This is a genomic window from Streptomyces sp. HP-A2021 (assembly GCF_022807935.1).
In the GTDB taxonomy this organism is placed as follows: domain Bacteria; phylum Actinomycetota; class Actinomycetes; order Streptomycetales; family Streptomycetaceae; genus Streptomyces; species Streptomyces afghaniensis.
In genome coordinates, this window is sequence record NZ_CP094344.1 from 4,940,980 (window position 1) to 4,963,386 (window position 22,407).

At 69.0% G+C, this 22,407-nt stretch carries 21 protein-coding genes and 1 tRNA gene; 16 read left to right on the top strand and 6 right to left on the bottom strand.

All coding sequences use genetic code 11. From position 1 onward, the window contains the following. Positions 1–22: 22 nt before the first annotated feature. From MQE23_RS22195 to MQE23_RS22205, 3 genes are all read right to left on the bottom strand, one after another. Entirely contained in the window at positions 23–658 is a 636-nt protein-coding gene (locus MQE23_RS22195; protein ID WP_243380023.1) for a hypothetical protein, read from the bottom strand. Between the two features lie 213 nt (positions 659–871). Further along, positions 872–1,615: an IclR family transcriptional regulator gene (locus MQE23_RS22200; protein ID WP_243380025.1), complete on the bottom strand. Its 744-nt coding sequence runs from the start codon at positions 1,613–1,615 to the stop codon at positions 872–874. Between the two features lie 357 nt (positions 1,616–1,972). After that, entirely contained in the window at positions 1,973–2,716 is a 744-nt protein-coding gene (locus tag MQE23_RS22205) for an IclR family transcriptional regulator (protein WP_243382712.1), read from the bottom strand. Between the two features lie 272 nt (positions 2,717–2,988). Between MQE23_RS22205 and solA (MQE23_RS22210) the strand changes: the two genes are divergently transcribed. From solA (MQE23_RS22210) to MQE23_RS22280, 15 genes are all read left to right on the top strand, one after another. Continuing rightward, positions 2,989–4,131, top strand: coding sequence for an N-methyl-L-tryptophan oxidase (solA, locus tag MQE23_RS22210; protein WP_037671166.1), 1,143 nt, complete (start codon positions 2,989–2,991; stop codon positions 4,129–4,131). A gap of 42 nt (positions 4,132–4,173) precedes the next feature. Continuing rightward, a complete protein-coding gene (gene solA / locus MQE23_RS22215) occupies positions 4,174–5,310 on the top strand; it encodes an N-methyl-L-tryptophan oxidase (protein WP_243380027.1) in 1,137 nt (378 codons plus the stop codon). Between the two features lie 19 nt (positions 5,311–5,329). After that, positions 5,330–6,301 (top strand): succinylglutamate desuccinylase/aspartoacylase family protein, encoded by a 972-nt coding sequence (locus MQE23_RS22220; protein WP_243380028.1) that lies wholly within the window; start codon positions 5,330–5,332, stop codon positions 6,299–6,301. Positions 6,302–6,402: 101 nt separating this feature from the next. Further along, entirely contained in the window at positions 6,403–7,506 is a 1,104-nt protein-coding gene (locus tag MQE23_RS22225; protein ID WP_243380030.1) for an extracellular solute-binding protein, read from the top strand. After that, the gene (locus MQE23_RS22230) at positions 7,499–8,638 is read left to right on the top strand and encodes an ABC transporter ATP-binding protein (RefSeq protein WP_243380032.1); all 1,140 of its coding nucleotides are present in this window, start codon (positions 7,499–7,501) and stop codon (positions 8,636–8,638) included. Before MQE23_RS22225 ends, MQE23_RS22230 begins: the two co-directional genes overlap by 8 nt. A gap of 3 nt (positions 8,639–8,641) precedes the next feature. Then, positions 8,642–9,538 carry an ABC transporter permease gene (locus tag MQE23_RS22235; protein WP_243380033.1) on the top strand — a complete coding sequence of 299 codons (897 nt, stop codon included), beginning with the start codon at positions 8,642–8,644 and terminating at the stop codon, positions 9,536–9,538. Continuing rightward, positions 9,535–10,401: an ABC transporter permease gene (locus MQE23_RS22240; protein ID WP_243380034.1), complete on the top strand. Its 867-nt coding sequence runs from the start codon at positions 9,535–9,537 to the stop codon at positions 10,399–10,401. The genes MQE23_RS22235 and MQE23_RS22240 overlap by 4 nt, the downstream gene beginning before the upstream one ends. Before the next feature lie 136 nt (positions 10,402–10,537). Then, on the top strand, positions 10,538–11,491 hold the full coding sequence (locus MQE23_RS22245) for a M14 family metallopeptidase (protein WP_243380036.1): 954 nt from the start codon (positions 10,538–10,540) through the stop codon (positions 11,489–11,491). Beyond that, on the top strand, positions 11,488–12,957 hold the full coding sequence (locus MQE23_RS22250; protein ID WP_020274749.1) for an aldehyde dehydrogenase family protein: 1,470 nt from the start codon (positions 11,488–11,490) through the stop codon (positions 12,955–12,957). Before MQE23_RS22245 ends, MQE23_RS22250 begins: the two co-directional genes overlap by 4 nt. Next, on the top strand, positions 12,954–13,892 hold the full coding sequence (locus MQE23_RS22255; RefSeq protein ID WP_243380037.1) for an aldo/keto reductase: 939 nt from the start codon (positions 12,954–12,956) through the stop codon (positions 13,890–13,892). The genes MQE23_RS22250 and MQE23_RS22255 overlap by 4 nt, the downstream gene beginning before the upstream one ends. A gap of 39 nt (positions 13,893–13,931) precedes the next feature. After that, on the top strand, positions 13,932–14,261 hold the full coding sequence (locus MQE23_RS22260) for a hypothetical protein (RefSeq protein ID WP_020274747.1): 330 nt from the start codon (positions 13,932–13,934) through the stop codon (positions 14,259–14,261). 116 nt (positions 14,262–14,377) lie between these two features. Then, positions 14,378–15,790 (top strand): aspartate ammonia-lyase, encoded by a 1,413-nt coding sequence (gene aspA / locus MQE23_RS22265; RefSeq protein WP_020274746.1) that lies wholly within the window; start codon positions 14,378–14,380, stop codon positions 15,788–15,790. Positions 15,791–15,977: 187 nt separating this feature from the next. Beyond that, positions 15,978–16,436: an SDR family oxidoreductase gene (locus MQE23_RS22270; protein WP_243380039.1), complete on the top strand. Its 459-nt coding sequence runs from the start codon at positions 15,978–15,980 to the stop codon at positions 16,434–16,436. 689 nt (positions 16,437–17,125) lie between these two features. Beyond that, positions 17,126–18,211 carry a homoserine dehydrogenase gene (locus MQE23_RS22275; RefSeq protein ID WP_243380041.1) on the top strand — a complete coding sequence of 362 codons (1,086 nt, stop codon included), beginning with the start codon at positions 17,126–17,128 and terminating at the stop codon, positions 18,209–18,211. Next, a complete protein-coding gene (locus MQE23_RS22280) occupies positions 18,204–19,634 on the top strand; it encodes an aldehyde dehydrogenase family protein (RefSeq protein WP_243380043.1) in 1,431 nt (476 codons plus the stop codon). The genes MQE23_RS22275 and MQE23_RS22280 overlap by 8 nt, the downstream gene beginning before the upstream one ends. A 72-nt stretch (positions 19,635–19,706) precedes the next feature. Here MQE23_RS22280 and MQE23_RS22285 read toward each other — a convergent pair whose 3' ends face one another. From MQE23_RS22285 to MQE23_RS22295, 3 genes are all read right to left on the bottom strand, one after another. Next, positions 19,707–20,168, bottom strand: a complete 462-nt coding sequence (locus MQE23_RS22285; protein ID WP_243380044.1) for an Lrp/AsnC family transcriptional regulator — start codon at positions 20,166–20,168, stop codon at positions 19,707–19,709. Positions 20,169–20,411: 243 nt separating this feature from the next. Continuing rightward, positions 20,412–20,696 (bottom strand): hypothetical protein, encoded by a 285-nt coding sequence (locus MQE23_RS22290; RefSeq protein ID WP_020274741.1) that lies wholly within the window; start codon positions 20,694–20,696, stop codon positions 20,412–20,414. Between the two features lie 283 nt (positions 20,697–20,979). Next, positions 20,980–21,066 (bottom strand) — tRNA-Leu (locus tag MQE23_RS22295). A gap of 474 nt (positions 21,067–21,540) precedes the next feature. On the opposite strand from MQE23_RS22295, the gene MQE23_RS22300 reads away from it, so the two are divergent. After that, positions 21,541–22,404 carry a DUF3662 and FHA domain-containing protein gene (locus MQE23_RS22300; protein ID WP_243380046.1) on the top strand — a complete coding sequence of 288 codons (864 nt, stop codon included), beginning with the start codon at positions 21,541–21,543 and terminating at the stop codon, positions 22,402–22,404. Positions 22,405–22,407: the final 3 nt, after the last annotated feature.

The window sequence follows — 22,407 nt, forward strand, 5'->3', positions numbered from 1 at the left end:
TCCCATGCCTTGCTCTGACCAGCTAATTCTCCCCCAGAAGCTCCACGACGACCTCCGGGCCCTGGTCGTCTCCGGGCTCGTCGAGCGAGATGTCGAAGCCGGGGTCGTCCATCGGCGGGAGGCTGATGGGTATACGGGTCAGCCACTCGTCGACGAACTTGCCGTTCATCTTCACCGGCAGCGAGAGCTCCGCCTGCATGATGCCCTCCTCTCGCTTGTAGAGCAGACACCAGGTAGGGAGCTGGTCCAGCTCTACCCCGTACTCCACCTCGTCACGAGAGAGGAAGGCCAGCTGGCCGTTCTTCTCCACCATCCGCGCCATGGCGGGACCCTTGGGGTTCTTCGACCGAACGCGGCGGTTCAGATCGGCGACACCGCCCTCCGCACTGATGGCCGTGATGGCGTGCGTCCGGTTGGGGTGAATCACCCGCAGGATGCTGTCCCGCGAGGTGCGTCCCCACCCGTCGGGCACCAGCACCTCCGCCAGGTAGCGGTTGGCCCGGCTCCAGAACAGGAACCCGCGTGCCGCCGGGGCATCGAAGTCGGTACACCCTCGCACGTCCTCCAGCGCGAGACTCAGCACCAGGGTGAACAGATCTGTGGACACATCAAGTTCGGCGAGTTGCTGAGCGTGCTGCTGGGGGTCGGGCTCGGCCAAGGTCAGGTCCTCCAGGCTTGGTTGGTTTCAGAAATGCTACCTCAGTCGAGGTGTCATTTCTGAAACCATCCACATCATCGCACGTCAGTTCGACTTTGTCATGCGGACCCAACGCCCTTGCCATGCCTCGCATTTGGCTCAGCGGGCCCCAGCAACGACTCGGCCGCCACGGGCAGACCTGCGTTGCGGGCTACGGGTTCGGCACCACCGCCGTCAGCCCAAGTAACGGGCGGTGATCTCCGCTGCCGCGTCCACGACCATCCGTCCCAGCCCGGCCGTCCCGGCGGGATCGAAGCGGGACTCGGGCATGGAGGCGGCGACGGCGGCCAGGGGTGAGCCACCGGCGTCGAGGACAGGGGCGGCCACGGCGCACACGTCCGGCCGGTACTGATTGCGGTTGACGGCGTAACCGCGGCGCCTGACGCGACGCAGTTCCGCACGCAGTTCCGACGGGTCGGTGATGGTCTCCTTGCCGTACCCCTCCAGCACCCCCGCTGAGAACTGGTCGATCTCGGAATGCGGCAGATGGGCCAGGACGGCGCGTCCGGCCGCGGTGGCGTGCAGGGGTGAGGTGTCGCCGACGGTGTGGAACGTGCGCACCGGGTGATCGCAGTCGACGCGGTCCACCACGACCATGCACTGGAGGGCGTCCGGCACCGCCAGGTGCACCGTCTCGTTCAGGGCGTCGCGCAGGCGGACCATCGGCTCGCGGGCGGCGGCGAACAAGCTCGAGCCCTGCAGCGCGGCGGGCCGCACGGCGAGAACGCGGGCACCGATCTCCCATCGGGTCGTGTCCCTGCGGTTGGCCCGCAGCCAGCCGGCCTCGGCCAGGGTGACCAGGGTGCGCTGCACCGTCGACTTCGGAAGACCGAAGAGCTTCGTCAGCTCCCCGACGGTGACCGGCTGATGCCGGGCGACCGCCTCCAGGATGCGCAGCGACCTGGTGACGCTCTTCATCTCCATCCGGGGCCTCGCATATGGGTGAACGGCTCGGTCCCGCCTCTTGACTCCCTCTGGAGCCTCAGACAAGCTCGTGCCGGATGTTAGCACAACATTCCACAATGCGGCACGCATGATCGGACCAGACATCGGGCCGGCGCCGTGGAGGTGCGACATCCCCCGTCCGCGCGGCGATGGACAGCGGTAGTGCCTGACTCGCCTACCGAGCCGCGCGATACAGCCGCTCTGTGCCCGGCCCACTCCCCCGGTCGGACACAGAGCGGTGACGGCCGTGTGTGCACACGAGTCGGCCCCCCAGCTGGTGCGTGAGGGGCCGATTTCGTCGTGCGGCTCTTGAGTGCTTCCGTCTGGCGTTCAGTCGCGTCGGCGGCCCGTGATCTCCGCAGCCGTCTCGGTGACCATGCGGCTCCACTCGGGCAGCCGTTCGGCGTCGAAGCGGGAGTCCGGCATGGAGACGCCGACGGAGCCGAGCGGGGCGCCGTCCTCGTCCAGAACGGGCGCGGCGATGGCGCAGACACCGGGCCGGTACTGATTGCGGTTGACCGCATAACCGTCGGTGCGGATCCGGTCCAGTTCGGCGCGCAGTTCGTCGGGGTCGGCGGGCGTGGTGTCCGTGAAGCGCTCGAGCCCCTGCGCGATCAGCTCCTCGACGTCCTGTTTCGGCAGGTGGGCGAGAACCGCCCGCCCCACCGCGGTGGCGTGCAGGGGTGAGGTGTCGCCGATGGTGTGGAACGTGCGCACCGGGTGATCGCAGTCGACGCGGTCCACCACGACCATGCACTGAAGGGCGTCCGGCACCGACAGGTGGATCGTCTCGTTCAGGGCGTCGCGCAGGCGGACCATCGGCTCATGGGCGGCGGTGAGCAGGCTGGAACCCTGCAGCGCGGCGGGCCGCACGGCGAGAACGCGGGCACCGATCTCCCAGCGGGTCGTGTCCCTGCGGTTGGCCCGCAGCCAGCCGGCCTCGGCCAGGGTGACCAGGGTGCGCTGCACCGTCGACTTCGGAAGACCGAAGAGCTTCGTCAGCTCCCCGACGGTGACCGGCTGATGCTGGGCGACCGCCTCCAGGATGCGCAGCGACCTGGTGACGCTCTTCATCTCCATCCGTTTTCCCCCTGTTGGTCCTCGGAAATTGTGCTGGACACCCTCTTGACTCCCCTCGGAGCCGCTGTCATTCTCTGTGCCAGATCATAGCACAGCATTCCACAATGTGGCACGGCTTCACTTCCGAGGGTTGAGGGGGATCCCCGAACCCGGACGGATACAAGCGATCAGGGCCTCCAGGGCCTGTCCCCTCCAAGCCGCTGCAAATCGACCATCTTCACGCTCGGGGCCCAGCATGCGGCCCGGCGGTACGAAAGGAAAGCCCTGTGTCAGCAGCCAGGAAGCGCGTCGCCGTCGTCGGAGTCGGAACAATGGGCAGCCAGGCAGCCTGGCGGCTCGCGTCCCGGGGCGCCGAGGTCGTCGGCTACGACCGCTTCGCCCCTGGCCACGACCGCAGCGCCGCAGGCGGCGAGTCCCGTATCTTCCGCAGCGCCCACTTCGAGGACTCCCGGTGGGTTCCGCTGCTCCGGCACGCCGACGTCCTCTGGGAGCAGCTCCAGCAGGAAACCGGCCGCGAACTGCGCACCCTCACCGGATGCCTTCTCATGGGGTCCACCGAGGAGCAGCAGATGGCCACCGTCCTCGAGTCCATCGCCGAGCATGGCCTCGACCACGAGGTGCTCGATGCCGAGGCCATGGCCAAACGTTTCCCCCAATACCGGCTCGAAGACGGTGACGCCGTCGTGCTCGACCGCCGGGCCGGCGTCATCCGTCCCGAGCTGACCGTGCAGACCGCCGCCCGCCGCGCGGAGGAGCTGGGTGCCACGATCCACCGCTACACGACGGTGCGGGAGATCACGCCGGTGAACGGCGGGGTGGAGATCCACACCGACTCCGGAAGCGAGCACTTCGACGCGGTTGTCGTCACCGTCGGCCCGTGGGTCAACGACCTGCTCCCCGGCCTGCCGTGGGACGTGCAGATCCGCCGCTTGATCAGCGCCTGGTTCGTCCCCACCACCGACGCCTGGTTCGGCGAGGAGCGTCCCGCTTTCATCCGCACCACCCCCACCCACTGCTACGGCCTGCCCTCCCCGGACGGCATCTCCGTCAAGCTCGGGCTCAGCAAGGACCTGCACCGCCCGGCCGACGACCCCAACGCCCTGGACCGCACCGTCCAGCCGGAGGAGCTGGAGATCTACGCCGAGCTGATCCGCCGCCACATACCGGACCTGCACCCGGACCCGACCCGCGTGTCCGTCTTCATGGAGGGCTACACGGACAGCACCCGCCCGCTGGTCGGTCCGCTGCCCGGGGACGGCAACGAGAACGTGATCCTGCTCGCCGGGTTCTCCGGCCACGGCTTCAAGCTCTCCCCGGCCTTCGGTGACATCGCCGCTGACCTGGCGCTGGAGGGCTCCTCCTCCCAGCCCATCGACTTCCTGTCGACCGTCGGGCGCACCGAGGCCTGAACCACACCCGGCCACCACCGGTACATGCACAGGGAGAACCACATGGCCACCAGAAAGCGCGTCGCTGTCGTCGGGACCGGCACCATGGGCAGTCAGGCCGCCTGGCGGCTGGCGGCCCGGGGCGCCGAGCTCGTCGCCTACGACCGCTTCGCCCCCGGTCACGACCGCAGCGCCGCAGGCGGTGAGACCCGGGTCTTCCGCAGCGTGCAGACCCACGACGGCCGCTACGTTCCACTCGTACGGCATGCCGACGCCCTCTGGCAGCAGTTGCAGGCGGAGACCGGGCGGGAACTGCGCCGCCTGACCGGAGCCCTGGTCATGGGGCCGGCCGACGACCCCGAGATGCGTACCGTCATGGACGGCATCGCCGAGCACGGCCTCGACCACGAGGTGATCGACACCGAGGCGATGGCCAAGCGTTTCCCGCAGTTCCGCGTCGACGACGGTGACCTGGTGATCCTCGACTCCCACGCGGGCTTCGTCCGCCCCGAGCTGACGGTCCAGACCGCGGCCCGGCGCGCGGAGGAGCTCGGTGCCCGGATCCGCCGCTACACCCCCGTGCGGGACGTCACCCCCGTCCCCGGGGGAGGCGTGGAGATCCGCACCGACACCGACACGGAGCGCTTCGACGCCGCGGTCGTCACCCCCGGCCCGTGGGTCGGCGACCTGCTGCCCGACCTGCCGTGGGAGGTGAGCATCTACCGCGCGATCAGCGCCTGGTTCCTGCCCCACCAGGACCACCCGGCAGACGCCGAGCGTCCCGCCTTCATCCGCTGCGGCGAGTTCCCCTTCTACGGCATCCCGTCCCCGGGCGGCCTGGCCGTCAAGCTCGGCCTGCCCCAGGCCCACCACAAGCCCGTGGAGGACCCGAACCGGCTGGACCGGACCGTCGCACCGGAGGAACTGCAGGCCTTCACCACGGTGGTGGGGCGCTATCTGCCCGGCCTGAACCCCGACCCGGTACGGCTGTCCGTCTTCATGGAGGGCTACACCGGCAGCACCCGCCCGCTGGTCGGCCCCCTGCCGGGCTGCGACGACATCGTCCTGCTGGCCGGCTTCTCCGGTCAGGGCTTCAAGATCTCACCCGCCATGGGCGACATCGCCGCTGACCTCGCGCTGGAGGGCCGCACCTCCCAGCCGATCGAATTCATCACCACAAACGGCCGCACCGAGGCCTGAGTTCATTACGAGGTAAGACATGACCTTGACCATCGGCCCGTTGCGGGCCGAGCCCGGCCAGAAGACCCGCGGGAGCCTGACCGCCGACCTGGGCACCACCACAGCGGACGTTCCCCTGATCCTCGTCAACGGCTCCCGTCCCGGACCCAGGGTCGTGATCACCGGTGGTGTCCACGGCGGCGAATTCATCGGCATCGACGCCGCCACCCATCTGGCCGGGCTGCTGGAACCGGACGACGTCACCGGCCAGCTGGTGATCTGCCCCGTGGCCAACCCGCCGGCCGTCTACGGGGGCAGACTCAACATCTCCCCACTCGACGGCGTCAACATCAATCGCATCTTCCCCGGCGACAAGGAGGGCGGCCCCACCGAACGGATGGCGGCCTGGCTCTTCGAGTACGTGATCAACGGCGCCGACGCCTACGTGGACCTGCACAGCGGCGGCATCGACCAGCACCTGCTCGACTTCGTCGGCTACCGCGTGACCTCCGATACCGAGCTGACCACGAAGAACAAGACAATGGCCCACGCCGTCGGCTACGAACGGGTCATGCCCCGCCCCCTCCCGGACGGCGGCAACAGCCACGCCGCGGCGAACCGCCAGGGCATCCCCGGCATCCTCATCGAGACCGGGCAGCTCGGCGACCGGGACCCCGCCACCGTGCGCAGGCTCCTCGACGGCCTGTGCCGGCTGCTGCACCACCTCGGTGTCATCGAGGCCCCGCAGAACCTCGCACCGGTCACCGTGCAGCCCCGCGAGTGGGTCTGGACGGGCGAGATCGTCTCCCCGGTCGCCGGCCTGTGGTACCCGGACGCGATCGCAGGCGACGAGGTGACCGAAGGACAGACCATCGGCCGCGTCATCGACCCGGCCGACGGCACCGAGCACAAGGTCGCCGCCCCGGCCACCGGAACGGTCATCTACGGCATGAACGGGCTCACTGTCCGCCTCGGCATGCTGCTCGCCGAGATCGCCGTCCCCCGCGACTGACGTGCTGCATTCCCCTCGACTCCCCTGATTCCCCCTGTCCCGCTTGATTCCCCCTGTCCCGCTGAGCTGGCCCTCAATGCGCTACTTCTAGGAGATTTGTCATGAGTGATCCCGTGATCGGCCGTAGAACGCTCCTGCGCGGAGCAGGCGGTCTGGCCGCCCTCGCCGCCCTGCCCTCCCTCGCCGCCTGCGGCACCGGCACCAGCCGCACCCCGTCCGGCAGCGCCAAGGGCGGCGGCAAGACGGTGGTCGTCCGCGACAGCGGCGGTTCCTACGGCGCGGCCCTGCAGAAGGCGATCTACACGCCGTTCACGCAGGAGACCGGCATCAGCGTCAAGGTGCTCAACCTGGACGACGCCCCGCTCCTCGCCCAGATCAAGCAGGGCCGCCCGCAGTGCGACCTCATCAACAACGCGATGATGTCCCACCTCAAGTACGTGAAGCAGGACGCCCTGGAGACGCTGGACCCCGACCGGGTCAAGAGTCTGAAGAGCGCGAAGATCCCCGACAACCAGATCACCGAGCACGCCATCGGAAACTCCTTCTACGGCCAGTGCATCGCGTACCGCACCGACGCCTTCGACGGTAAGAAGCCCGAGTCGTGGGCGGACTTCTGGGACACCAAGGCGTTCCAGGGTGGCCGCGCGATGGTCAGCCCGGACGGCGACCTGCCCGAACTGGAGTTCGCGCTGCTGGCCGACGGCGTCCCGATGGACAAGCTGTACCCGCTCGATGTGGACCGCGCCTTCAAGGTGCTGACCCGGCTGCGGGCCGACATCAAGAAGTTCTGGGACAGCGGCCCGCTGCCCGGCGTGCTCCTGAGCCGCCAGGAGGTGACGATGTCCACCGTGTGGGACGGCCGGATCGCCGATCTGCAGAAGCAGGGCGTCCCGGTCGCAAGGCAGCTCAACGGCATGCGCCGCCAGTTCCAGGGCTACGCCATCGCCAAGGGCGCGGCCAACGTGGACGGCGCCTACCAGCTCATGGACTTCTCGCTGCGTCCAGAGATCCAGGCCAACCTGGCCAAGGCCTTCCCCTCGAACCCGTCCTCCCCGGTGGCCTACGCCAAGCTCACCGAGGACCAGCGCAACGCTCTCGCGGGTGCGCCGAAGTACTACGACAAGGGTTTCGACACGGACATGGACTGGTGGCTGAAGAACGAAGCCGCCGTCACCAAGCGCTGGCTGGAGTGGGCTCGTGGCTGAATTCGGTATCGCCGCACCGTCCGTCACACCGGCCGGAGGCACTCGGACCACAGCGACGGGCAAAGCGCTGTCGGTGGTGGCCCTGCGCAAGACCTACGGGGACGTCGTCGCCGTCGACGAGGCGTCCATGGAGATCGCGGCCGGGGAGTTCGTCACCTTCCTCGGCGCCTCGGGGTCGGGCAAGACCACGACCCTGATGATGATCGCGGGCTTTTGCGAGCCGGACTCGGGCACCATCACCGTCGGGGACCGCGACGTCACCAGGCTCGCGCCGCAGAAACGCAACCTTGGCTTCGTCTTCCAGCAGTACCTGCTGTTCCCGCACATGACCGTGAGCGAGAACGTCGCCTTCCCTCTCACGCTGCGCGGGGTGCCGAAGGACGAGATCCGCAGGCGGGTCGGGGAGACGCTGGAGATCGCCGGTCTGTCCGGGTTCGGCAGCCGCAAGCCGCGTGAGCTGTCCGGCGGTCAGCAGCAGCGCGTCGCGCTGTGCCGGGCGCTGGTCTACCGCCCGCCGGTCATCCTCATGGACGAGCCGCTGGGCGCCCTGGACAAGAAGCTCCGCGACCAGCTCCAGGTCGAGATCAAGGCCATCCAGCAGGAACTCGGCCTGACCGTCATCTATGTGACGCACGACCAGGAAGAAGCCCTGGTCATGTCGGACCGGATCGCGGTGATGCGCAACGGCCTGATCGAGCAGTTCGACACGCCCCGGGAGCTGTTCGAGCGGCCCAGGACCCCGTTCGTGGCGGACTTCCTCGGTGCGGCGAACTTCCTGCCCGGCCGCATCGAGCAGCACACCGACGAACACACCCTGGTCCGCCTCGACAACAGTGGCGGCCTGATCAAGGCGCGTCGGCACGACCTCGTCTCCGGCACCCAGGTCAAGGTCGCCGTGCAACCCGGCCGGCTGCGGGCCTGCGCCCCCGACGACGGGTTCTGTACCGGCACGGTCGAGACAGCCACGTACGTGGGCACCCTGGTGCGGGCGGGCGTGCGGGTCGATGGCGGGGACGCGCCGCTGCTGCGCCTGGAAGTACCGGCCGGCCGGGGCCCCGTCACCGGCGAGCGGATCGGGATCACCGCCGACCCCGACGACGTCAACCTCTTCCCCACCGAACAGGCAGGGTGAGCCATGGCCGCCACCCTCACCACCAAAGCACCCGCGCCCCCGCGCAAGCTCCTTGCCTCCCGCCGCACCCGGGCCGGGGTCCTCTACGCACTGCCGGTCGTCGTCTACCTGCTGGTGCTGTTCGTCTACCCGATCTTCAGCACACTGTTCCTCAGCCTGAAGAACGCCAACGGATCATTCACGTTGCACTGGTACGCCGAGGCGCTGACCGGCGTCAACCTCTCCGTCCTGATCACCACACTGCGGATCTCCGCCGAAACGGCGCTGCTGAGCCTGGTCTTCGGTTTCCTCCTGGCCAACGCGATCTCGCGGCTGAAGCCCGTGTGGGCGGCACTGGCCATGCTGATCGTCGTCGTCCCGCACTTCATCAGCGCCCTGGTGCGCACCTACGGCTGGATCATCCTCCTCGGCGACAAGGGCCTGGTGAACGAGACCCTGGCCGCCATGTCGGTACCGGGGGCGCCGTTCCAACTGCTCTACAACGAACTCGGCGTGGTCATCGGCACCACCTCCATGATGCTGCCCTACACCGTGCTGCTGCTGTACGGCGTGATGCGCGGTGTGGACCGCAGGCTGCTGGCGGCGGCGTCCAGCATGGGCGCCGGGCGTGTGACGATCTTCCGCCGGGTCTACCTGCCGCTGGTCGCCCCCGGCCTGGCCAGTGCCGGACTGCTCAGTTTCATCCTCTCGCTGGGCTACTACATCACCCCCGCGCTGATGGGCGGCCCCAACCAGACGATGATCGCCACCCTCATCAACCAGCAGGTGACCAAGGAAAACCAGTGGAACGGGGCCGCCGCCCAGGGCGTCATCCTGCTGCTGCTCACCCTCGCCGGACTGCTGCTGGTCAAGCTCGTCAGCTCTCTCGGCGCCAGTCGCAGGAAGAGGAGCGCGTCATGATGCAACTGCGCAGCACGATCGCCGGGCGGATCGCCCTGACCGCCATCGCCACCGTGATCCTGGTGTTCCTGGCCCTGCCGATCGTCGTCATCCTCGTCACCTCCTTCAGCAACAACGCCTTCGCCTCCTTCCCGCCCGAGGCATGGACGCTGAACTGGTACAAGGCCCTGTTCGCCGACGGCAGCAAATGGCCCGCCGCCCTCTCCCTGAGTGCCTTCGTCGCCTGCTTGAGCACCGTCTTCTCACTGATCATCGCGGTGACCGCCGCCACCGCCCTCACCAGAAGCGAACTGCCGCTGCGCTCCGCGGTCTACGCCCTGGTCCTCGGCCCCCTGCTCATCCCGCAGATCGTCACCGCACTCGGGCTGTTCCTGCTCTTCGAACCCGCCGCGATGCTGGGCAGCCCGCTGGCCATCGCCCTCGGCCACACCGTGCTCGCCTCACCCATCGCGGTACTCATCCTGATCGCGACCCTGCGCGGCATCGACGAACGCCTGGAAGACGCCGCCGCCAGCATGGGCGCGAACCGGCTGACCATCGCCCGCCGGATCACCTTCCCCCTCGCCGCCCCCGGCATGATCGCCGCCGCGATCTTCTCCTTCATCACCAGCTTCGACGAGTTCTACATCTCGCAGTTCCTGTCATCCGTCGACACCGTCACCCTGCCGGTGCAGGTCTACAACTCCCTCACCTTCGACATCGACCCCAGCGTGACCGCGGTCAGCGCCATCCTCATCGCCTTCGCGGTCCTCGCCCTCGGCCTGGTGGCCCTGGTGCGCTGGCTCGGCTCCGGACGGCAGAACTCCCTGCTCTCGGTCGAGAACACGGTAGGGGTCGCGACTCCTGGGGGCGAGGCCGTATGACCACCACTGCTCAACGGCATCTGCTGCTGACCATGACCGCCCACGAATCGCCCGGCTCCGCGGGGAAGACCACCTCGTCGTCCCGCCTCGCCGAAGCGTCGGCTCGCATCTGACGCACGTTCTGGAAAGGAACCACATGTACTCCATCGGTCCGCTGACCGTCGCCCCCGGCGAGCGCGCCCAGGGTCTGATCCCGGTCGGCACCAGCAGCTACGGCGTTGAGCTCGGCATACCTCTGATCGTCGTCAACGGCACCGAGGACGGCCCGGTCCTGTGCGTGGACGCGGGCGTGCACGGCGACGAGTACGACGGCCAGGAGGCCATTCGCCGCGTCCTCGCCGAGATCGACCCCGCCACCCTGCGCGGCACTGTCGTCGGCATCCCCTGTATGAACACCCCCGCCTTCGAGGCGGCCGCCCGCGCCAGCGGCCTTGACCACCTGAACCTCAACCGGATCTTCCCGGGGGACGCGGAGGGCTCGTACTCGCAGCGTCTGGCCGCCACCTTCGTCGAGCAGGTCGTCCCCGCCGTCGACGCCGTGGTCGACCTGCACACCGGCGGCGCCTACGGCGAGATCGCCCCGCTGGTCATCCTCCAGGGCGGCTACGAGGACCTGGCGACGGACCTGGCGCTCGCCGCCGGGCACGAGCTGGTCTGGAAGGGCGGCAAGTGGGGCGGCACGGTCCGCCATCCCGTCCTCGAGGCCGGCAAGCCCGCCATCACCATCGAGTGCGGTGGCGCCACCTATCGCGAGACCAACGTCGAGCACCACATGCACTCGATCCGCAACATCCTGCGCAGCCTCGGCATGACCGACGGCGAGGCGGAGCTGCGGGACACCTACACCACCGTCTCCGGCACCTTCGCCCGCTCCGCCGCCGGCGGCTTCTTCGTCGCCCGTGCCGAGCCGGGGGAGACCTGCAAGGAAGGCGACCTGATCGCCACCATCACCGACCACTACGGCAACACCCTCGAAGAGGTGTCGGCCCCGCAGGACGGCATCGTGCTGTGGGTCCGCCGCATCCGGACCGTGCGCCCCGGCGACGAGGTCGTCATCTTCGGTGCCGTTGAAGGGGAGATCCGGCCGTGACCGGCGAACGAGAGCAGGCGAAGCACGTGCACCTGTTGATCGACGGCAAGCAGGTGCAGGCCGCTGACGGCCGCACGTTCACCGCGATCGACCCGTCGAACGGGGCGGCCATCGCCCACCTGGCGCTGGCCGGCAAGGCAGAGGTGGACCAGGCCGTTGCGGCGGCGCGCGCGGCCTTCACGGCACCCGAGTGGGCGGAGATGCGTGCCGCCGACCGGGGCAGGCTGCTCCACCGGATCGCCGAGGCGATCCGCGAGCAGGGTGAAGGGCTGGCCCGGCTGGAGAGCCAGGACGTCGGCAAGCCGCTCAGCCAGGCCCGGCGGGACGTGGAGGCCGCCGCCCGCTACTTCGAGTTCTACGCGGGCGTCGCCGACAAGCTCGGCGGGACGACGATCCCGCTCGGACCCGGTCTGATCGACTACACCGTCCGTGAGCCGATCGGTGTCTCCGGCCAGATCATCCCGTTCAACTACCCGCTGCAGAACACGGCCCGGGGCTCCGCCCCGGCGTTGGCCGCAGGCTGCACGGTAGTCCTCAAGCCCTCCCCGGAGGCACCGCTCACCCCGCTGGAGATCGGCAGGATCGCCCTGGAGTGCGGCCTTCCGCCCGGTGTCCTGAACGTCGTCCCCGGCGACGCCGAGACGGGCGCGGCCCTGGCCGGCCACCCCGGCATCGACCAGGTCACCTTCACCGGCTCCGTGCCGACCGGCATCAAGGTGGCGCAGGCCGCCGCCGCCAACGTGGTGCCCTCCGTGACGGAGCTGGGCGGCAAGTCCCCGGTCGTCGTCTTCGCCGACGCCGACTTCGACCTGGCGCTCGAAGCCGTGGCCGCCTCCGCGTTCGGCAACGCCGGGCAGACCTGCTCGGCCGGAACCCGGCTGCTGCTCCAGCGCGGCGCCGAGGAGTTCCTGGAGAAGCTCGTCGCGCACGCCGCCTCCCTGCGTGTCGGCCCGGGTCTCACCGACCCCGACGTCGGTCCGCTGGTCGCCGCGCGGCAGCGGGACCGGGTCCTCGGTTACCTGGAACTGGCGCAGGAGGAGGGCGCCGTTGCGCGGGCCGGCGGAGGCGCCCCTGCGGACCCTGAGCTGGCCGACGGTTACTACGTCGAGCCGACCGTGCTGACCGGACTGGACAACCAGGCCCGTTGCGCCCGTGAGGAGATCTTCGGTCCTGTCGTCACGGTCATCGAGTTCGAAGACGCGGCCGAGGCCTTGGAGATCGCCAACGACAGTCCGTACGGCCTCGCCTCCTATGTGTGGACCCGCGACATCGACAAGGCGATGCGTCTGGCGGAGGGCATCCGGGCCGGTCAGGTCTTCGTCAACGCCACCGGTGTCGGCACGGGCGTCGAACTTCCCTTCGGCGGCTACAAGCACAGCGGCTGGGGCCGGGAGAAGGGCCTGGAAGGCCTGTCGAGCTACCTGCAGACGAAGAACGTCTGCATCGGGTTCGGGAACCGGTCATGAGATACCGCCCGCTCGGAGAGCGGGGCCCGACCGTGTCGGCGGTCGGCGTGGGCGGCAACAACTTCGGCAGCCGCCTCGACGAGGACGGCACGAAGGCCGTAGTCCACGCCGGCCTCGACGCGGGCGTCACACTGTTCGACACCGCCGACGTGTACGGCGGGTTCGGCGAGGGCGGCGGCTTGCGCGGCGACGGCGAACGCCTCCTCGGCGCCGCCCTCAAGGGCCACCGTGACGACGTCGTCCTCGCCACGAAGTTCGGTATGCAGATGAGCACCGAGGCCGACCTGTACGGCCGGCGCGGTGCCGGTCCCTATATCCGGTACGCCGTCGAGGCTTCCCTGCGCCGCCTCGGCACCGACCGGATCGACCTGTACCAGTACCACGAGCCCGACGGCCTCACCCCGCTTCAGGAGACGGTCGCCGCACTGGAGGAACTCGTGACCGAGGGCAAGATCCGGTACTTCGGGTGCTCCAACCTTCCGGCCGAGCAACTCACCGGTGCCTTCGTCTCCACCCAGGCCCGCTATCACCTGCTCGACCGGAAGGCCGAGAACGACCTGATCCCTGCCTGCCTGCGCCACGGCGTGGGCCTCCTTCCGTACTATCCGCTGGCCAACGGCCTGCTCAGCGGCAAGTACCGGCGCGGCGAGGAGCCCCCGCCCGGCAGCCGGCTGTCCTGGCGACAGGGCTGGCTCACCGGCGCCGCCCTCGACCGAGTCGAGGCCCTCACCGCGTATGCCACCGAGCGTGGCCTGGCCCTCCTCCAAGTCGCTGTGGGCGCCCTGGCCGCGTGCCCCGCAGTCGCCTCCGTGATCTGCGGCGCCATGACTACGCAGCAGGTCACAGCCAACGCGGCGGCGGCCGACTGGGTCCCCGACGCGGCCGACCTGGCCGCACTCGACGCGATCGTCGCCCCCGGCGAGCGCATCGTCTGAAGCCCCAGCTCCCCGAATCCGCGAATCGAGGCTGCACCCATGCGAGAGATCGTCACCTTCGATGCCTACGGCACCCTGATCGACTTCCAGCTCGGCCCCACCACTCTGAAGATCCTTGCGGACTCCGGCCGGCTGGACCTGGACAACCTGGACGTCGACGAGTTCCTCGACGACTTCCGTGTCATGCGCTTCCAGGCCGTACTGGAGGCCTACCGCCCCTACCACGAGGTCCTGCATTCCAGCCTGCGCAACGCCATGCGCCTGCACGGCCTGGAGTACCGCACCTGCGACGGCGACGCCCTCGTCGAGGCCGTCCCCGTCTTCGGCCCCTTTCCGGGGGTCCGCCCTACGACGAGCTGCCCGACCTGACGGGCCTGCCGAAGCTGCTCGGCTGCTGATCCGCGGCGACAGGGCCGATCGCGCAGTGATGCTGCCGCCCTTGCACCCATGCCTGAAGTGCTCCGAGAAGGAAGGCCCCTCCCGCCATGACCGCCTCAGTCACCCGCAGCGAACACGACCTGCTCGGAGACCGGGACATCCCCGCCGACGCGTACTGGGGCATTCACACCCTGCGCGCCACCGAGAACTTCCCCATCACCGGCACCCCGATCTCCGCCTACCCGCACCTGATCGACGCCCTGGCCGCGGTCAAGGAGGCCGCCGCCCTCGCCAACGAGGAACTGGGCCTGCTGGAACCGCGAAAAGCGAGCGCGATCGTCGCGGCCTGCCAGGAGATCCGCGTCGGCAAACTGCACGACCAGTTCGTCGTCGACGTCATCCAGGGCGGCGCCGGCACCTCGACCAACATGAACGCCAACGAGGTCGTCGCCAACCGGGCCCTGGAGCTGCTCGGCCACAGCAAGGGCCAGTACCGGCATCTGCACCCCAACGAGGACGTCAACCTCGGTCAGTCGACCAACGACGTCTACCCGACCGCCGTGAAGATCGCGACCGTGTGCTCGGCGCACGGCCTGCTCAAGGCCATGGCCGCCCTTCAGGACGCCTTCGCGGCAAAGGCCGTTGAGTTCCGTGGCGTCCTGAAGATGGGCCGCACCCAGCTTCAGGACGCGGTGCCGATGACATTGGGGCAGGAGTTCTCGGCGTACGCCGTGATGCTCGACGAGGACCGCAGCCGCCTGGCCGAGGCAGTCGAGCTGATCCATGAGATCAACCTGGGCGCCACGGCGATCGGGACGGGCCTCAACGCCCCCGCCGGGTACGCCGAGGCCGCCCGTCGTCACCTCGCCGAGATCACCGGGCTGCCGCTGGTCACCGCCGCCAACCTGGTCGAAGCGACCCAGGACTGCGGCGCGTTCGTGCAGGTGTCCGGCGTGCTGAAGCGCATCGCGGTCAAGCTGTCGAAGAGCTGCAACGACCTGCGGCTGCTGTCCTCCGGCCCGCGCGCCGGCCTCGGCGAGATCAACCTCCCGCCCGTGCAGGCCGGTTCGTCGATCATGCCCGGCAAGGTCAACCCGGTGATACCCGAGGTCGTCAACCAGGTCGCCTTCGAGGTCATCGGCAACGACGTCACCATCACCATGGCTGCCGAGGCCGGACAGCTCCAGCTCAACGCCTTCGAGCCGATCATCCTGCACTCATTGTCGGAAAGCATCACGCACCTTCGCAACGCCTGCCTGATCCTGGCCGAGCGGTGCGTGTCCGGCATCACCGCCAACACCGAGGCACTGCGCGCGAGCGTGGAGAACTCCATCGGCCTGGTCACCGCCCTCAACCCGCACATCGGCTACACAACCGCCACCGACATCGCCAAGGAAGCCCTCGCCACCGGCAGGGGAGTCGTGGAACTCGTCCTGGAAAGAGGCCTGTTGTCTGCCGAGACGCTCGCGGACCTGCTGCAGCCCGAAACCGTCGCAGGCCGCGGCCAGGCACTGGCGTGAACAGACAGCCCACGCTCGACGACGAACCCACCACTTCTTGGACCGGAACGAACATGAGACTCCAGGACGTCAACGCCGTGATCACCGGTGCATCGAGTGGGATCGGTCAGGCTGTGGCCTCCCATTTCCGCCGGGAGGGGGCGAATGCCTCTGCCATGGACTGCAGGCGTCCAGCCCGCTCGAAGAGATGACCTACGTCGCCGCGCGCGACGTGCTCCACGCCAACCTGCTCAGCGCGTTCCTGGTCATGAAACACCTGATGCCGCTGGCTCCCGAGCCGGGAGCGTCGATCGTGTGCGTCAGCTCGCGCCTCGGCATGGTCGGGATGCCGAACCAGACCCTGTACTCCGCAGCCAAGGGCGGCCTCATCGCACTCGCGCGCGGCGCTGCCATGGAATGGGCCTCCCGCAACATCCGCGTCAACGTGGTGGCGCCAGGTCTGACCGCGACGCCGATCATCGAGGCTTCGTTCCAGCGACGTCCGGATCCCGCTGCCTACCGGCGCGTGAGGGAGGACTCCGTCCCGCTCCGCCGGCTCGCCGCCCCCGAAGAGGTCGCCGATGCGGTCCTCTTCCTCGCCTGCCCCGAGTCGTCATACGTCACCGGCGCCGTGCTCCCCGTGGACGGCGGCTACACGGCGTTCTGAATACGCCTGTCCCCTATACACCGGAGATGTGTCCTGGGATGCCCTGGGAATCGTTCTCGAGCCGGCTCGTCTTGGCCCGCAGCCATGCCGTCAGCCGGTGGACGCGTCCCTCCTGCTCGGGTGATCGGCGGCTGAGGAGGTGGTAGCTGGTGCCGTCGGGGACGAAACCGAAGGGTGCGACGAGTTGCCCTCGTTCCAGGTCGTCGCGGGCGACGGCCTACCGCGCCACCGATGCCGACCCTCTCGACCTGGTCCGCGCCGCCCGCGCCGCCACCACCGGCCGCCTGGTCGTCGCCGGCTCCATCACCGACAGAGACCAAATACAGGCACTCGCATCAGCCGGAGCCGACGCTTTTCACCATCGGATCCGCCGCTTTCGACGGCACTCTGCAGCCCCACGCGGGCACCCTCCGATCCCAACTGGCCCCCGTCGTAGGCCTGTAGCGAGAACCGCCCCCGGAAATCAGAAGGAAGCGGCCAAGAGCACCCCGTGCGTGCGGGAGTGGTCACCGCTTTGCCGTCACTGCACGGCCTCGTGAGTCACCGGATCCAGGGTGGGCGAATCGTCATCACAACGGTGCAGATCGGCATGCCGTGCGGCCGTTGCGGCATGGAGCAGGTGACAGGCGCGGAAGCGAGGCTCTGAGCAGCCGCACCGTTGAGGCGGCGGACAGTGAAGGAGCGATCTCATGGGCCGATACGATCTCGCCCTCATCGGCTTCGGCGGCGTCAACCGCGCGCTTGCCGAGCTCATATCCCACGGCGGGGAGCGCCTGGCCAAGGAGCTGGGCTTCTCCCTGCGGGTGGTTGCGATCACCGATCTGCGGGCCGGTTCCCTGGTGGACACCGACGGTATCGATCTGGCGCCGCTGCTGGCCGCCGAGCCCGGGGAGCTGAGCTTCGCGGATCTGTCCGGTGGCAGCGCGGATCCGCGCAACGAGTGGGTGATCCGCGAGGTCCCGGCCGACATCGTCGTGGAGGCGACGTTCACCAACCCCACCGACGGCGAGCCGGCCCTTTCCCACGTGCGCTGGGCTTTGGAATCGGGCAAGCACGTGTGCACCACCAACAAGGGACCGGTCGCACTCGCCGGCCGCGCACTGAAGCACCTGGCCGCCGAGCGTGGTGTCAGCTTCGAGTTCGAGGGCTCGGTCCTCAGCGGCACCCCCGTCCTGCGCACCGCCGAGCGCATGTTCGGCGGCCTTCAGGTCACCGGCGTCCAGGGCATCATGAACGGCACCTCGAACTACATCCTGGGCCGCATCGAAGAGGGCATCGACCTGCCGGCGGCCATCGCCGAAGCCCAGGAGCTCGGGTACGCCGAAGCCGATCCCACCGCGGACATCGAGGGCCATGACGTCCAGCTCAAGGTCATGATCCTGGCCAACGAGGTCCTCGGCGCCGACCTGCGCCGCGAGGACGTCTTCTGCGAAGGCATCTCAGCGATCACTCCCCACGAGGTGCGGGACGCCGCCGCCAAGGGGCTGCGCTGGAAACTGGTCGGCTCCGCCACCCGCCACGAGGACGGCAGCGTAGATGCCCGCGTCGCCCCCCTGGCACTGCCCGCCCACCACCCGCTCGCCGGGATCTCCGGCCCCCTCAACGCGGTCGCCTTCCACACCGACCTCCTGGGCACCGTCACGGTGTGCGGGCCGGGCGCCGGCCGCATCGAGACCGCCTACGCCCTGCTGTCGGACCTCATCGCCATCCACCAGCGCCACGCGGACGACACCGCCCCCACGCGCCCCGTCCTCCAGGAGACGCACCGTGTCTGACACCACCGTGCCGCCCGGCATCGAACTGGGCACCGACACCACGCCCGTGCACAACCCCTACACCGGCGAGGTCATCGCCTCGGTGCCCACCGTCGACGCAGGCGCCGCCGGCAACATCCTGCAGCAGGCCAGATGCGGGCGCCGCACCGCGGCCGCGCTGTCCCGCGCCTCCAGGGCCTCCGTCCTGGAACGCGCCGCCCACCTGATCGATCGGCGCGCCGAGTCCTTCGCCCAACTGATCGTCAGCGAGTCCGGCAAGACCATCATCCAGGCCCGCAAGGAAGTCGCCCGCGCGGTCAACACCCTGTCCCTGTCCGCCGCCGAGGCACGCCGCAACGCCGGCGAGGTCATCCCCTTCGACTCCCATGAGGGCTCGGAGAAACGGCAGGGCTGGTTCACCCGCGAACCGCTGGGCATCATCGCCGCCATCACCCCGTTCAACGACCCCCTCAACCTGGTCGCCCACAAACTCGGCCCGGCCATCGCCGGGGGCAACGCGGTCATCCTCAAACCGTCCGCGCTGACGCCGCTGTCCGCGCTGCGCCTGGTCGACACCCTCATCGAGGCAGGCCTGCCCGAGGAGATCGTCACCGTCGTCAACGGCGATGCCGGCATCGGCGCCGCGATCGTGGCCGCCCCCGACGTGCGCATGGTGTCCTTCACCGGCGGGTTCGCCACCGGCGAGGCCATCAGCCGCACGGCCGGGGTGAAAAAGCTCGCCATGGACCTGGGCGGCAACGCCCCGGTCATCGTCATGGACGACGCCGACCTGGACGAGGCCGTGGCCTCCTGTGTCTCCGGCGCGTTCTGGGCCGCCGGCCAGAACTGCATCGGCACCCAACGGATCCTGATCGCGGCCGAGGTCTACGACCGCTTCCGCGACGCCTTCGTCGCCCGCACCGAGCTGCTGCGTGTCGGCGACCCGCTCGACGAGCGCACCGACGTCGGCCCCATGATCACCCCGGAGGCCGCGGCCGCCACCCGGGCCAAGGTCGACACAGCGGTGGCCCAGGGCGCGGTGCTGCTGTGCGGCAACGACGTCACCGGTTCCCTGTACACGCCGGCCGTCCTGGAAGAGGTACCGGCGACCTGCTCGATCTGGCAGGAGGAAGTCTTCGCCCCGGTCGTCGTGCTGCAGCCGTTCACGTCCTTCGAGGACGCCATCGAACAGGCCAACGCCATCGACTACAGCCTCCACGCCGGCGTCTTCACCTCCCGCCTGGACCGCGCCCTGAACGCGGCCCGGCTGCTGGAAGCCGGCGGAATCATGATCAACGACTCGTCCGACTACCGCTTCGACGCCATGCCGTTCGGCGGATTCAAGTACGGCAGCATGGGCCGCGAGGGCGTGCGCTTCGCCTTCGAGGAGATGACCCAGCCCAAGGTCGTCTGCGTCAACCACATCACCGACGCGGTCCAATGACCCGAGCGCGATTGACGAGAAGCTGAAGATCCGTCCTGCAGCGCAGTGGCCGGGAGCAGGCCACCGCGCTGCTCACCCCGCCGCCACAGAACTCCGCTCTCCTCGCGGTCGGTTGACAACCCTGGACAAGGTGAGCGCCGTGACCGTGTCCCGTACGCCGGGCATCTCGGCGATGTCCTCCCAGATGTTCCGTATGCGTTCCAGCGAGGCCGCCTCCAGGCGCACCATGATGTCGAAGTCGCCGCTGAGGATTTCACAGATGGCGACCTCCGGAATGCGTTTGAGCGCGGCCAGGACATCGCCGCCACGCATACGGTCGTGGCGGTAAACCAGTACGAGCGCCGACACCACATCGCTGGTGTCACCGCCGGCTCGGACGATGGTGTAGCCGGCGACGTGCCCCTCGCGCTCAAGCCGTTCGATGCGCTGGCGCACCGCGTTGCGGGACAGCAGCACTTTGCTCGCCAGTTCGGAATGCGAGATGCGGCCGTTGCGGGTCAGTTCGGTGATGATCTTTTCGTCGATGGCATCCACAGCGGACCGTCTCCTTCGCGAATCGGGCGACGTTATATACCCCCATGGCACGCGGATCGCAGGCGTGCCGCAGCGTGATGCGGCACGGCGGCGACGCCCGCTCAAACTCTGCCTTCGAGGCCTCGGCTCACATCGGCAGGAGCCCTCCGAAAGCTATATGCCGAAGAGTGGAATAACATGCCAGGATGTGGCACACATGATGATGGCGGCTTGGAAGGCAGTCAAGGGTCTCGGATGCAACCTTCAAGACGGCCATCGCCGCCTCTGTGCCGATCCGCCGGGAGCGGCCCCGCCGTCCCAGTAGCCCTCCAGGAGCAGGGGCAGCGTTTCCGGCTCCACGGCAACGCCCTCGGCCTGCAGTTCATCCAAGGTCCACCAGCGTGCACAGGGATCCAGCCGTGCACGCATTTCGCCGGTCCAGGCCATGGCACCCGGTCGCACCAGGACGACGTATTCGGTGCAGCGCCGGGCACCGGCGGCTGGAAGGACTCCCACGACCGGCGCGATCCGCAGGTCGTTCAGTCCCATCCGACGGCCCACCCGCCGCCGCAAGACCAAGCCCCTGGGCACGTGGACCCCCAAGGGCCACATCACCCAGCGCTGAGACCTTCCTCACACAGGGCAGGGCCCGAGAGCTGCTCATACAAGATCCACACACGAACGCGGCCCGCCTACGGCCCTAAGCCACCGACGGTCCGCTTCGCCGTGTCCAGAGACACACATCACACCGCAGAAACAGGAATGGGCGGCATCGCCATCGCGATGCCGCCCATTCCGTCGGTGCAGCCAGAGCACTTTCGTCGGTGCTCCATGGTGCGCGAGGGGGGAGTTGAACCCCCACGCCCTTGCGGGCACTGGAACCTGAATCCAGCGCGTCTGCCTATTCCGCCACCCGCGCATTGGGTGTGTCGTGGGCTCCTGCCCCTGGGGGCCCGGCGCCTTCCGACACCCAGAACATTAGCACGCGGGGCGGGGTGGATTCACATCCGTTCTTCCGCAGGCAGACCCGCCTCCGAACCTTCGGTGCCCCGGCCACGTATCAACGCGTGACGCGTCACGTATCAACCTCGTACCGGTACCCCCCGTCTCCCCAGGAGGCGGTAGGGGTCCACAGCCGGGTGCGGGACACTGGTCTTCAGCCGCCTCTACGATCCTTGTCAGGAGTACGAGAGAGCGGTTGCGCGGCAGCCGTAGCAGCGGAGGAGTTCGAAGGGGAGCTCCACAGGGAACTTCGTCATGCGTCGACACCCGTCGGCCGTGCTGACAGGGGGAACCAGCCGATCGAGCGGCGCGTGGATACGATCAGTAAGCAGTACCAGGCAAGCGGCCCGCAGGGCAGTACACAGGACGGCAGCGACGGAGGAGGTGCCCCATGGGAGTCCTGAAGAAGTTCGAGCAGCGTCTCGAAGGTCTGGTCAACGGCACCTTCGCCAAGGTGTTCAAGTCCGAGGTCCAGCCCGTGGAGATCGCCGGCGCGCTCCAGCGCGAGTGCGACAACAACGCCACCATCTGGAACCGCGACCGGACGGTCGTGCCCAACGACTTCATCGTGGAGCTGAGCACGCCGGACTTCGAGCGGCTCAGCCCCTACTCCGGCCAGCTCGGCGACGAGCTCGCCGGCATGGTGCGTGACTACGCCAAGCAGCAGCGCTACACCTTCATGGGCCCGATCAAGGTGCACCTGGAGAAGGCCGACGACCTGGACACCGGTCTGTACCGGGTGCGCAGCCGTACGCTCGCCTCCTCCAGCAGCCAGCAGGCCCCGTCAGGCGCCGCCGCGCCCGCCGCCCCGCCCGCCGGACGTCCCGGCGGCTACGGCTACCCGCCGGCCGCCACGCCCGCGGGCGCCCCGCCCATGCCGGCCGCGCCGCCGCCCGGCGGCCGCCCCGGCGGCTACGGCTACCCGCAGCCCGCGGGCGGCCAGCGGCCCCCGGCCGCCCCGGCGGCCGGCGGACGCACCCGCCACTGGATCGAGATCAACGGCACGCGCCATCAGATCTCCCGCCCGACGCTGGTGCTGGGCCGCAGCACCGACGCCGACGTGCGGATCGACGACCCCGGCGTCTCCCGCCGGCACTGCGAGATCCGGACCGGAACGCCCTCGACGATCCAGGATCTCGGATCCACCAACGGCATCGTGGTGGACGGGCAGCACACCACCCGCGCTACGCTCCGCGACGGCTCGCGGATCGTCGTGGGCAGTACCACCATCATTTACCGGCAAGCCGAAGGGTGAAGC

What these genes read in the sequence shown, in the direction of transcription:
- MQE23_RS22300 (WP_243380046.1), top strand. Translation starts at nt 21,541, where the DNA reads ATGGGAGTCCTGAAGAAGTTCGAGCAGCGTCTCGAAGGTCTGGTCAAC.
- MQE23_RS22270 (WP_243380039.1), top strand. Translation starts at nt 15,978, where the DNA reads ATGACCTACGTCGCCGCGCGCGACGTGCTCCACGCCAACCTGCTCAGC.
- aspA (WP_020274746.1), top strand. Translation starts at nt 14,378, where the DNA reads ATGACCGCCTCAGTCACCCGCAGCGAACACGACCTGCTCGGAGACCGG.
- MQE23_RS22290 (WP_020274741.1), bottom strand. Translation starts at nt 20,696, where the DNA reads ATGGGACTGAACGACCTGCGGATCGCGCCGGTCGTGGGAGTCCTTCCA.
- MQE23_RS22275 (WP_243380041.1), top strand. Translation starts at nt 17,126, where the DNA reads ATGGGCCGATACGATCTCGCCCTCATCGGCTTCGGCGGCGTCAACCGC.
- solA (WP_243380027.1), top strand. Translation starts at nt 4,174, where the DNA reads ATGGCCACCAGAAAGCGCGTCGCTGTCGTCGGGACCGGCACCATGGGC.
- MQE23_RS22205 (WP_243382712.1), bottom strand. Translation starts at nt 2,716, where the DNA reads ATGAAGAGCGTCACCAGGTCGCTGCGCATCCTGGAGGCGGTCGCCCAG.
- MQE23_RS22235 (WP_243380033.1), top strand. Translation starts at nt 8,642, where the DNA reads ATGGCCGCCACCCTCACCACCAAAGCACCCGCGCCCCCGCGCAAGCTC.
- MQE23_RS22255 (WP_243380037.1), top strand. Translation starts at nt 12,954, where the DNA reads ATGAGATACCGCCCGCTCGGAGAGCGGGGCCCGACCGTGTCGGCGGTC.
- MQE23_RS22200 (WP_243380025.1), bottom strand. Translation starts at nt 1,615, where the DNA reads ATGAAGAGCGTCACCAGGTCGCTGCGCATCCTGGAGGCGGTCGCCCGG.
- MQE23_RS22245 (WP_243380036.1), top strand. Translation starts at nt 10,538, where the DNA reads ATGTACTCCATCGGTCCGCTGACCGTCGCCCCCGGCGAGCGCGCCCAG.
- MQE23_RS22240 (WP_243380034.1), top strand. Translation starts at nt 9,535, where the DNA reads ATGATGCAACTGCGCAGCACGATCGCCGGGCGGATCGCCCTGACCGCC.
- MQE23_RS22260 (WP_020274747.1), top strand. Translation starts at nt 13,932, where the DNA reads ATGCGAGAGATCGTCACCTTCGATGCCTACGGCACCCTGATCGACTTC.
- MQE23_RS22220 (WP_243380028.1), top strand. Translation starts at nt 5,330, where the DNA reads ATGACCTTGACCATCGGCCCGTTGCGGGCCGAGCCCGGCCAGAAGACC.
- MQE23_RS22225 (WP_243380030.1), top strand. Translation starts at nt 6,403, where the DNA reads ATGAGTGATCCCGTGATCGGCCGTAGAACGCTCCTGCGCGGAGCAGGC.